The 9943-nt window shown below is 67.0% G+C and carries 10 protein-coding genes and 2 pseudogenes; 8 read left to right on the top strand and 4 right to left on the bottom strand.

Annotated features, from left to right (window positions below):
• The coding region (locus tag AB0C36_RS41445) for a transposase (protein WP_358364559.1) at positions 1–410 on the top strand (410 nt) is incomplete at its 5' end.
• Positions 411–419: 9 nt separating this feature from the next.
• On the opposite strand, the gene AB0C36_RS41440 is transcribed toward AB0C36_RS41445, so the two are convergent.
• The 3 genes from AB0C36_RS41440 to AB0C36_RS41430 all read right to left on the bottom strand — a co-directional run bounded on the left by AB0C36_RS41440 (position 420) and on the right by AB0C36_RS41430 (position 2499).
• Positions 420–563 (bottom strand): hypothetical protein, encoded by a 144-nt coding sequence (locus AB0C36_RS41440; protein ID WP_358364557.1) that lies wholly within the window; start codon positions 561–563, stop codon positions 420–422.
• A 492-nt stretch (positions 564–1055) separates the two neighbouring features.
• Positions 1056–1940, bottom strand: a complete 885-nt coding sequence (locus tag AB0C36_RS41435; RefSeq protein ID WP_358364554.1) for an alpha/beta hydrolase family protein — start codon at positions 1938–1940, stop codon at positions 1056–1058.
• A 43-nt stretch (positions 1941–1983) separates the two neighbouring features.
• On the bottom strand, positions 1984–2499 hold the full coding sequence (locus AB0C36_RS41430; RefSeq protein ID WP_358364551.1) for a DUF4760 domain-containing protein: 516 nt from the start codon (positions 2497–2499) through the stop codon (positions 1984–1986).
• Positions 2500–2696: 197 nt separating this feature from the next.
• On the opposite strand from AB0C36_RS41430, the pseudogene AB0C36_RS41425 reads away from it, so the two are divergent.
• Positions 2697–2891 (top strand): annotated as a pseudogene (locus AB0C36_RS41425) (IS5-like element IS4811 family transposase); the annotation flags it as partial.
• A gap of 283 nt (positions 2892–3174) precedes the next feature.
• Here the strand turns inward: AB0C36_RS41425 and AB0C36_RS41420 are convergent.
• Positions 3175–3618, bottom strand: a complete 444-nt coding sequence (locus AB0C36_RS41420; protein ID WP_358364549.1) for a hypothetical protein — start codon at positions 3616–3618, stop codon at positions 3175–3177.
• Between the two features lie 807 nt (positions 3619–4425).
• On the opposite strand from AB0C36_RS41420, the gene AB0C36_RS41415 reads away from it, so the two are divergent.
• From AB0C36_RS41415 to AB0C36_RS41395, 6 genes and pseudogenes are all read left to right on the top strand, one after another.
• Positions 4426–4830 (top strand): Tn3 family transposase, encoded by a 405-nt coding sequence (locus AB0C36_RS41415; RefSeq protein ID WP_358364547.1) that lies wholly within the window; start codon positions 4426–4428, stop codon positions 4828–4830.
• A 230-nt stretch (positions 4831–5060) separates the two neighbouring features.
• Entirely contained in the window at positions 5061–6158 is a 1098-nt protein-coding gene (gene rsgA, locus AB0C36_RS41410; RefSeq protein ID WP_435839222.1) for a ribosome small subunit-dependent GTPase A, read from the top strand.
• Complete coding sequence (locus tag AB0C36_RS41405; RefSeq protein ID WP_358364542.1) at positions 6155–7462, top strand: GNAT family N-acetyltransferase; 1308 nt, start codon at positions 6155–6157, stop codon at positions 7460–7462. Before rsgA ends, AB0C36_RS41405 begins: the two co-directional genes overlap by 4 nt.
• A 465-nt stretch (positions 7463–7927) precedes the next feature.
• Positions 7928–8047: pseudogene (locus tag AB0C36_RS43320) on the top strand (IS110 family transposase); the annotation flags it as partial.
• A gap of 17 nt (positions 8048–8064) precedes the next feature.
• Positions 8065–8958 carry a polymorphic toxin-type HINT domain-containing protein gene (locus AB0C36_RS41400; RefSeq protein WP_358364540.1) on the top strand — a complete coding sequence of 298 codons (894 nt, stop codon included), beginning with the start codon at positions 8065–8067 and terminating at the stop codon, positions 8956–8958.
• Positions 8959–9300: 342 nt separating this feature from the next.
• Positions 9301–9744 (top strand): SUKH-3 domain-containing protein, encoded by a 444-nt coding sequence (locus AB0C36_RS41395; RefSeq protein WP_358364539.1) that lies wholly within the window; start codon positions 9301–9303, stop codon positions 9742–9744.
• Positions 9745–9943 lie beyond the last annotated feature (199 nt).

The following is a 9943-nucleotide window of genomic DNA, read 5'->3' as shown; positions in this document are numbered from 1 at the left end:
ACGTCCTGTCCGATCGCGCCGGGCTGCCGCTCGTCGTCGGGCTCTCGGCGGGCAACTGCCATGACAGCAACGGTCTGAAGCCGCTCGTCCAAGCCTTCATGGCCAAGCACGATCCAGACCGTGGCCGGCCGTGGAAACCGGGCAAACTGCATGCCGACAAGGCCTACGACAACGCACCTCTGCGGAAGTGGCTGCGCGGACGCCGGATCGTGCGGATCGCTCGCATCGGCATCGACACCTCCCAGCGCCTGGGTCGCCACCGCTGGGCCGTCGAACGCACGATGTCCTGGCTGACCGGATACCGGCGGCTGACCATCCGCTACGAACGTAGATCCGACCTGTTCCTCGCATTGCTCACGCTTGCGGCAGCAGCCCTCTGCTGCAAACGACTCCATCGCCACACCACGTAGGACACGGTCTTAGTGCTGGGCGAGCAGGCTGTCGACGTATCCGACAACCGGTTCGCCGGTGCGGTAGGGCTGCCATGCGGAGCGCAGGTCGGCGAGGCCGCACTGGACGCGGGCGGAGTCGACGGTGTCGAGATGCTCGAGCAGGGCGCGCACGGTGGCGGCGGCTTCGGCGGGGCGGCCGCGGCGCAGTTGGACGTCGGCGAGAGGAGCCGGACGAGGGTCAGGGTGTGGTGCTCGTCGGCGCCGCGGTTGGTGGCGGACGCGGCCAGATGGGTCTCGGCGCCGACCAGGTCGCCGAGGTCGGCGAGGGCGAGACCGGTCTGGTGCTGCAGCGACGCGGGGACGTAGCCGCCGGCCACGCCGCGCGCCGCCATGAAGTATGCGGCGTCTGCCCGTCAGCTCATCGAAACCCGACTCGAACAGCAGTCATGCCTGAGGCGGTCAAGGACCGCGGTTTGTCCGAGCGGGCCACCGGTGGCCTCCGACCAGCGGGGCAGCGGCTTTGTTCATGAGGAGTAGCTCGTGGACAGAGCCAGGGGCAGCAAGACAACCGAGCCCGAACAGGACGCATTATCAACAGAGTTGCCAGTCCTCCATGCTCGCCGGGAGCGCTTCGTGGGTTTCCGGTCAGCGGCGATGGGGTGTCTAGGAGAGAGCCGACTCTATGAAGCCGTAGGCAAGTTCGCGGTCCGTGATGGGAAACCCATGGCCGCCTGGCCGGATGCGCACAGTGGCATGCCTATCCCCGCGGTCTTGGAGCGCGCGGGCGATGTCGGCCGCGCCGCGGCTCCATACGTCCTGGTCGCCCGCGATGAGCAGATACCGGCATCGCGGGGCGGCCGAGAGTACATCCTCGATGTCGTAGTCGCGGGCGAAGCCTGGAACGACGAAGTCCGCCTGGAAGCCGGCGTCATGCGCGGCGGACTCACGATAGGGAATGCACCCGCAGTTCGACACGCTCGCCTGGATGCGTTGATCCCAGGCGGGGGCCCAGATCGCCATCCGGCCGCCATACGAATGGCCGATGAAGCCGATTCGCGTCGCGTCGGCCTCTGGCAGCGACGCCCCGTAGTCGATGGCCAGGCTCACCTCTTGGAGCAAGTCCGCCAACAGCGTTCTGCCGATCACCAGGCGCGAGGACAGCTCGAACCAGCCGACGTTGTCCCCGTCGGCCCAGTTGCGGTCCTCGAACCCGATGGCGTCGGGGGCGATGGTGACAAAGCCCCGTTGGGCGAGCTCGGCGGCGTAGCGCTGGTCGGCCCTGCCCCGCAGCCCCACCACCTCGCTCTTGCCGAGGTCGAAGCGGCCGGCGTGCTGATGCTGGCAGAAGACCAGCGGAGCCGGTCGGGCCAGCCGGCCAGGGATGCAGACGAACACCGAGGCGCGGCCGCTTGGCACGCGGTAGGCGACATGGCGGAGCAGGTATCCCTCGCACTGCCTCTCGCCGAGAGTCTCGATGTCACCGATCGCCGCCGGAGTGGTGGGGCCAAGGACACGACGAAGCGCCTCGGCTCCCAAGGGCTTAGGCATACCGAGAACCCTGCCAGACGACTGTTGAGGGCGGACGCCTCACTCAGACAGCGGCCGGATCAGCATCGAAATGCCGCCGGAATGGTTCGACTCTCACCTGTGGATGATGAGCTTCGCCGTACTGGCGTGCTCGAGTGACGAGGGACTGGAAGCTGGTGCTATAAGGCGCACCGTTGCGGCGGGCTGCCTCGGCCTCCATGAACGGTTGAAGCTGGTGGCTCAGGCGGATCACGGCCTGCCATTCCGTGCGTAGGACGTCGTTGGCGGGTACGACTCCGGTCTCTACGCGATACCCGATGAAGTTGAACCGGTTGACGACGAACTCGATCGTCTCAAGGACCTCCTCGGTGCCGGGCGTCGCCAGATCAGTTGGCTCGTACCGGTAGAGCGCCCTGATCGCCCGCTGCATGGGAAGGCTTACCAGCTCTTCGTGGAGGGCACTCAGCGCGGCCTGGCGGGCCTGGCGGGACTGGACCTTCAGTTGGAGCCAGACAAGGATCAAGGCGACTACAGCTGCGGTACTGCTGACGATGGTGGCGATTGCGAGGGGTACGTTCACATGCTCTCCAAGGCTCGTGACGTCGAAGGGCCCACGGCAGCCAACAGCCCCTCAGGTATTATCCGTTGCCTCCACGTTCGGCCTGCCCTGGGCAGCGACGTATCGGCTGACCACCAGATGCGAGAATCCCCGCGACGGCGTGCTCGTCGACCAGCCGTTCGGAGATCCGCTTCACGATGTGCCGCTGTTCACATGACACCTCCAAGACCGTCAGCCGGCCGAAGGACGTCATCGGGTTCGTCGTCCTGCCCCGTCGTTGGGTGGTCGAGCGGTCTCTCGCCTGGGTGATGCACGCCCGCCGACACGCCCGCGACTACGAACGGCACGTCCAGCACTCGGAATCGCTGATCACCTGGGCCGCCATCACTCTCATGACCAGGCGCATCACCCGCAGGCAGTCCCGGCGGACGACTCAGCCGACGTGTCGCGAGAACGATCGCCGCGGTCCTGAAGACCTGGACCGACTGACCGAGGGGGACGCACGCCGCAACGCGGCGATCCGGCAGCGCTGTCGACAGCGGGCGTGTCGTGTATGTGAGGCCCGGTCTCGCGGGATCTGCAGGCAACCCCGAGAACTCCGCACGGAGACACGGACTCTGCCGAAAGGCTTCTGACCCCCCGACTTGCGCACGCCGCTCCAGCAAGCCACCGCGCGAACTCCACTTCCGTAGGCGGTCACGTCTCGCCGTCCGAGGCCGCCGGGCCCGGGCGGGTGGCCGGGTCGGGGTCGTCGGCGAACGCGCCCCACGGCATCCACGTTGTCAGGGTGTAGTCGCGCAGCACGTCGACCAGGAGCTCGTCGCGGACACCGGGGGTGCCGTCCTCGCTGACGAGCGGGACCTTCACGCGGGCGGGCTCCTCCAGGCGCGCCCAGATCAGCAGGACGCGGGCCGGGGCGTCGACCTCGTCAGGGTCGACGCCGTCCGGGAGCCGCCAGACCTGCCCCGGCCCGGCCAGGACGAGCGGGTCGCCGGCGTCGGCCTGCGCCCACACCCAGCGCAGCGCCGCGTCGGGGTCCAGCAGGTCGCGGTCGGTGTACTCGCCGGCCCGGTCCACCGCCCACAGACTGGCGCGGTCCGCACCGATCAACTCCTCGATGGTGCGCGCGGGGACGGTCACCGGGCCGCCTCCGCCCCGGAGCACCGACCGTGGCTGGTCATGAACAGGTACTCGGAGGCGGCCTTGGTGCCTCGGGGGCGGTCCGCCTCCCAGCCGCAGCAGCGTCGGTGCCGTCCTCGTTGTAGAAGTCACGCTCGGTGCCGCGGACGGCTGGCTGACGGCAGCCGACGGTGGGGCAGCGCTGTCCGGTCAGCTGGTAGTCCTCCAGCTCTGTCGGGCAAGGCAGGCTCGTCATGATCGGACCCACCGTTCCGCCTCGGGTGGTGGAGTACGGACTCACCGAACTCGGAATCGAGGCGGGACAGCTCACCGCGGCAATCTCCACATGATCCGTGGCACACGCCCAGCAAATCCTGGCAGCCCGCGAGGACTTCGATCAGCAGACCGCCATAGCGCCGGAGCCCGTTCGGTAGCGGGCCCGACCCCGATCGGCCACTCGATGAACTCAAGAGAACGTCCGCAGTCCCTCGCGTTGGTCAACGTTGTGCATGGCTGGTGGGCGATGTCTTGAGCCGGTGCCGGGCATCGGCCGGCGCTTCAGATCGCGAGGAGGACCTCTAAACCCTCTCGCGATTGGGCACCGGTCGTGCAGCGTTACAGATGTACAGCTCACACATGCGTCGGCACCGAACTCGACCATCCGGACGGCACCACCGCGTGCGGCCTCGGCGACGCTTGCCAAGGCCCGGGCCTGCCCCACGTGACAGGCCATGTCTGTAACTTGCCCGAGGGCCCCGGCAACATCGCTGGCGGCCCGCTCAACCCGCACGAGCGGTAAGCCGTCAGCGCACCAGCTCGACCGCGTCGATGCGGACGCCGCCGCAGGGCCGACCAGCGCCCCCCGGCCTGCGTCGGGAGATCCACGGCGGCTTTCAGGTCGTGGAGAACTGGAACTCGGCGAACACGGTGCTGCACTACGGCAAGGACGGTGCCCTGACCGGCCCGGACAAGGAGCACGCTGAGACGTCGACGCTCGCCCTGCACGTCAACACCCCGCTGCTCCGGCAAGTTCTGGGCGAGCCGAAGTGGGCGAAGAAGCCTAGCCACGAGGACCGGCGCGGACTGACCGCTCTGTTCTGCTCCAACGTCAACCCGTACGGGACCTTCCGCCTGGATATGGACAAGCGGCTCGGCCGCCGCACGCGACCCCGCCGCCCGAGCCGAACCATGCGCCGACGCGCCTCCGTTTCCGGCATTGTCCGAAGCCGGTAACGGAGGTGCTAGCATGCCTGCTGCAGAGACAACCAGGTCGCTGCGGGATCAGAATTGGGAGGTGAGTTGATGTCTGTCGCCAAGGCCACTGCCGTGTGCAGTGCCCGCCGGACCATCCTCACGTCCCGGGCCCCGGTCTGACCTGACGGCGATGCCCCCGCAAGAGCCCTGACAGCTCGCGGAGGGCGATCCACTGTGCCGATCGGGGTCCCTTTTCAAGGGTCCCTACGTTGTCTCAATCCTTTTCGCATCATGCTCAGTCGTATTGTCTGGCGGACTACGGCTGGGACGAGGCGTGTGAGTACGCCTTCGCGCCCCATCGCGCCGCCGGACTGATCCCCGCCCGCATCGTGCGTGCCGAACGCGGCTCGTGCGAAGCAGTCACCGACGCCGGAATCGTCCGCGCGGAGGTTCCCGGCACCGTCGATCACGGTGACCCGTTGTCGGCGCCGTGCACGGGAGACTGGGCGGCACTGCGCCCCGTCACCGTCGGCCGCGTGCCGGTGCTGCACGCGACGCTGGAACGCCGCACCGCCCTGGTGCGCTCGACTTCCTCGCGTACCTCGCACGGCCAGATCCTGGCCGCCAACGTCGACACCGTCGCGGTGACGGTGTCGCTCGCGGCACCGCTCAATCACGGTAGAACCGAACGCATGCTCGCCCTGGCATGGGAGAGCGGCGCCCGGCCGGTCGTGGTGCTCACCAAGGCCGACGCATGCACGGACCTGCCCTCCGCCGAAGAGCAGGTGTCCGGGGTGGCCGCCGGGGTGGACATACTGGCCACCAGCGCCGTGACCGGACAAGGCCTGGACACCCTGACCGCCGTCCTGAACGGCACCATCGTGTTGCTCGGCCCTTCCGGAGCGGGCAAGTCCACCCTGGGCAACCGGCTGCTGGGCCAGGACCGGCTGGCCACCGGCGCCGTCCGCGAGGTGGACGGCAAGGGCCGACACACCACTTCCTGGCGGGAACTGCTCCCGCTACCCGGCGGCGGGGTCCTGCTGGACACCCCCGGCCTGCGCGCGATCGGTCTCCACGACGCCAAGAGCGGACTGGAACAGACCTTCGCCGAGATCGAACACCTCGCACAGGCCTGCCGGTTCACGGACTGCGCACACGGGAACGAACCCGGCTGCGCGGTGCTGGCCGCGGTCGAGGCAGGGGAGATTCCCCAACGCCGTCTGGACAGCTACCACCGGCTGCTGCGGGAGAACGCCTACTCCGCCTCCCGCACCGACTCGCGGCTGCGTGCCGAGCGCGAGGCCACCAGGAAGGACATCACGCGCCACCTGCGCGCCACCTACCAGTTCCGGGAGAACCGGAAGTGAACAACAACGACACCCCCGCCCCCGGCGGCGACCCGGTGACGCAGGCATTCTTCACCCTGCACCACGGCCTGCCCCGGCAGGGCCCGGGCTCGGACGCCACCACACGGCACGCGCTGGAGATGGCCGGACCGCTGCCCGAGCACCCGCGGGGCCTGGACGCGGGCTGCGGCTCCGGTCGCTCCACACTGCTGCTCGCCGAAGAAGCCGGCGCGCACGTGACCGCGGTCGACCTGCACCAGCCGTACCTGGACAGTCTTGCCGCCGAGGCGGCCCGCCGGGGCCTGGGCGACCGGATCACGGTCGTCAATTGCTCGATGGACCAACTGCCCGTCCCGGATCACAGCTTCGACGTGATCTGGGCCGAGGGATCCGTCTACACCGTCGGCTTCGACGTCGCCCTGCGCGCCTGGCGTCGCCTGCTCGCCCCGGGCGGCGTCCTCGTCGTCACCGAAATCGAATGGACCGTGCCCAGCCCCGCCGCCCCGGTGCGCGCGTACTGGGACGCGGCCTACCCGCTGCGCACCCACGCCGCGAACGCCAAAGCCGCACAGGCCGCCGGCTACCGTCTCCACGCGCACTGGTCGCTCCCGGAAAGCGACTGGTGGGACGAGTACTACCCGCCGCTCACCCAGCGCATGGACCGGGCGGACCCGCAACACCCCGGCATGCCGCAGGCCCTGGCCGCACACCGGACAGAGATCGACATGCGGCGCGAACACGGCAGCGACTACGACTACGCCGTCTACATCCTCCGCCCCCATGACCACACCCCCGACTCCACGGAGGACGAAACCATGACCACCTGGGCTGCCTGTTCCGAGACCACCGAGGACATCCCCGCCATCCGCGACATCCTCTTCGCGGCCTTCCCCACCGCACTGGAGGCCGACATCGTCGACGCCCTGCGCGCCGACCCGAAGGCGTGGATCGACGGACTGTCCATGGTCGCCGCGGCCCCCGACGGCACCGCGACCGGATATGCGCTGCTCACCCGCTGCCACGTCGACGGCGTACCCGCCCTCGCCCTGGCACCCTGCGCGGTGCTGCCCTCGGCCCAGCGCACCGGCGCCGGCTCCGCCGCCATCCGCGCCGCACTCGACGCCGCCCGGGCCATGGGCGAAAACCTCGTCCTCGTCCTGGGACACGCCGACTACTACCCGCGGTTCGGCTTCACACCGGCCTCCCGCTTCGGGATCCACGCACCCTTCGAGGTGCCGGACGAGGCCATGATGGCCATGGCCCTCGACAACACCCGGACGGTCTCCGCCGGAACCATCCAGTACCCCGCCGCCTTCGGCGTCTGACCCCTCCTGTGGTACCCCGGGGCTCGAACACCCGGGGTACCACAGCCCTTCCCTCGAGGAGCGGACCGGCACGACGATCGGAGCCATCCCGCCATACGGGACGCCAACCGACGCGGGCCCGGTCGCCGCGCGGCCAGGACTCGCCGGCGTAGATCAGGCGCCGTTGCCAGGGCACCGGCTAGTTGGGGTCTGTAAATCGAACTGTGAGTCTCCTTCTGCGGCCCGGGATGGGTTGCTGCCAGGCTCGGCGCTTGCGATCCGGCATGACTCGAAATCGAACTGGCGTCCCGTCAGGGACTGCCGTGGAACCGAGATGTTTGCCGGACGCGGGCGTCGGCCTGGCCCACCCGTTGGCTTGATCAGCAGCCTGTCCGCCTTGCGGCGTGACTCATCACAGTTCTGCCACGCGGTGACTCCACCCAGGCCGACGCCGTTACGGCCGTCCGCCCAGAGGGGAACCACCGCGTGGTCATGCTCGCAGAACTCGTCGACGGCGTCATCGGCGTCGACACCCACCGCGACACACTTGCCGCAGCCGCCGTCAGCCCTGTCGGGGCCGTCTTGGAGACGACCGACGCACCCGCTCGCAATCCCCCGGGCAAGTGCAGGCCTACAACACCGAAAAGAACAAGTGCCGCCCAGAAATTAATCCCTGCGCCATCCCCTGGCGTCCTGGAACAAAGCGCAACCCGGTTGTGGCGTTCGTCCTCGGCGGAGCTCAAAAGATCTACACCGCTATCGATGTGGCGTGCAGGGCACCAGCATCTCTCGGGGCCTGGTCGGATGAGAACTGCGGAAGCACGCAGACAGACAACTGGGCTAAGGAGAACGCCTACGCCGAAGGTGACGCCTACGAACTCGGCCAAGTCTTTGGTGACGGCCTCGTGCTCGTGCTCGGCGGCCCGAAATCCGCGTCGCCGGGAGCCCGCCTGGTCGTCTGCCACAGCTTCCTGCCCGACACGCTGGTTCTCATGGCAGATGGCAGTCAAAAGCGCATCGCTGACATCGTCCCCGGTGACGTCGTCCTTGCGACCGACCCCGAGACCGGAAAAACAGGCCCTCAGACGGTGCTTGCCAGCATTACCACCGAAGACGACAAGCTTTTCAGTGAAATTACGGTAGCCACCGAAACCGGCAGTCAAGTCATCACTGCTACGCAGAACCACCCATTTTGGATCGCCGATCTAAATCGTTGGCTCGATGCTGGCAAAATTCAGCCAGGTCAATGGCTTCGCACAGAAGTTGGAAGCTGGGTTCAGGTCAGCGGCAACCGAAAGTACAACCGGCAGCAGCGCACCAACGACCTCACCATAGCTCGAGCACACACCTACTACGTCCTCGCAGGTGCCACACCCGTCCTGGTCCACAACAACGATGCGTCATTCGCGCCGCAAAAGCCGCAGCGAAGAACGCCCCGCTCGGCGTTGAAAAGGTTGCAGCTGCCCGACTCATTGACGACGGAAACGGCGTGCCAGGAGATATCCATATCGGGCTAAGTGGCCATGGCAGGGGTCACCCTTTCTATGAAGACGCTCTGACGCAACGGGCGCCTCTCGCTCGAGGGCGCGAACCATGGCCCTGGGACAATTGCGCAGAAGTGCGCGCATGCAATGGTGCCCTGGGAGACGCCCCGACCGATAACCTCGCGGTATTGAGCAACGTGGAATACGCTGTCGTGTATGCTGGGACGGGTGACAGGGCAGTGGCATGCCAGCAGTGCCTCATCATAGTTGTTGGCGGAGGTGCCAATCCGAAGTAAATAGCTGAGTGTGATGGCGAGTTTATATGATCGCGCGGGTTGATTATTCCGCGGGCACTATATGGGGGTATTTGCGGGCATGCTGAATGAACAAGCTGTCAATGGGCTGCGTGAAAGTGGCTGGTTCGTGGGCAGAAGAGCATTAATCGATGCTGCGAGACGGTCCTGGGCCAGCATCGACCGCCTTCCTAGTGAGGCTGTTGAAGAGTTTATTAAGGAATACTTCTCCATAAGTTTCGCGCATCCCCATCATTGGAGCAAGGATGCCAGAGATATTACACATATAGACCCGGTTGCAGCGGTCGCGAATACCTCGCTGTTCGCACTTTCGAATGAGTACGAGGTGAAGGCTGGCGGGAGACTTACGCCTATAGGTCTAATGGACTGTGGAGTTCTTCTATTCGCGGGTCTTGACGGTGCGATCTATGGCGGAAATAGCCCGTACCTTGGCCGATATGGAGAATCTTTCGAAGATTTTCTGAATTTGCTGTTCTCGTCTCGCCGACCTGTGGTGCTCCAGTGACCTTGTCGGCGCTGCGTCCCCCAGCGGTTTGGCAGACCGGGGCTCTTTCGTCATCTCAACCTGGAAGACCCTCGGGGCGTCGTGCGTGTCAGCGGTGTGATGTTTGTCGGAGTGGCGGTTGGTCGAGTCCTTGCCCAATCCGTGGGGGAAGATCCCGTTGACGGGCGGCGGGCTCAACCCGTCCCCGAAGGTCGCGGAG

This window comes from Streptodolium elevatio, assembly GCF_040649515.1.
In the GTDB taxonomy this organism is placed as follows: Bacteria; Actinomycetota; Actinomycetes; order Streptomycetales; family Streptomycetaceae; genus Yinghuangia; species Yinghuangia elevatio.
Note: the sequence above shows the minus strand (reverse complement) of the source record. Positions and strands in the feature narration are given on the sequence as shown.

Excerpts from the sequence above, each read along its gene's own strand:
- AB0C36_RS41395 (WP_358364539.1), top strand. The coding sequence starts at position 9,301 with ATGCTGAATGAACAAGCTGTCAATGGGCTGCGTGAAAGTGGCTGGTTC.
- AB0C36_RS41415 (WP_358364547.1), top strand. The coding sequence starts at position 4,426 with ATGCGGACGCCGCCGCAGGGCCGACCAGCGCCCCCCGGCCTGCGTCGG.
- AB0C36_RS41435 (WP_358364554.1), bottom strand. The coding sequence starts at position 1,940 with ATGCCTAAGCCCTTGGGAGCCGAGGCGCTTCGTCGTGTCCTTGGCCCC.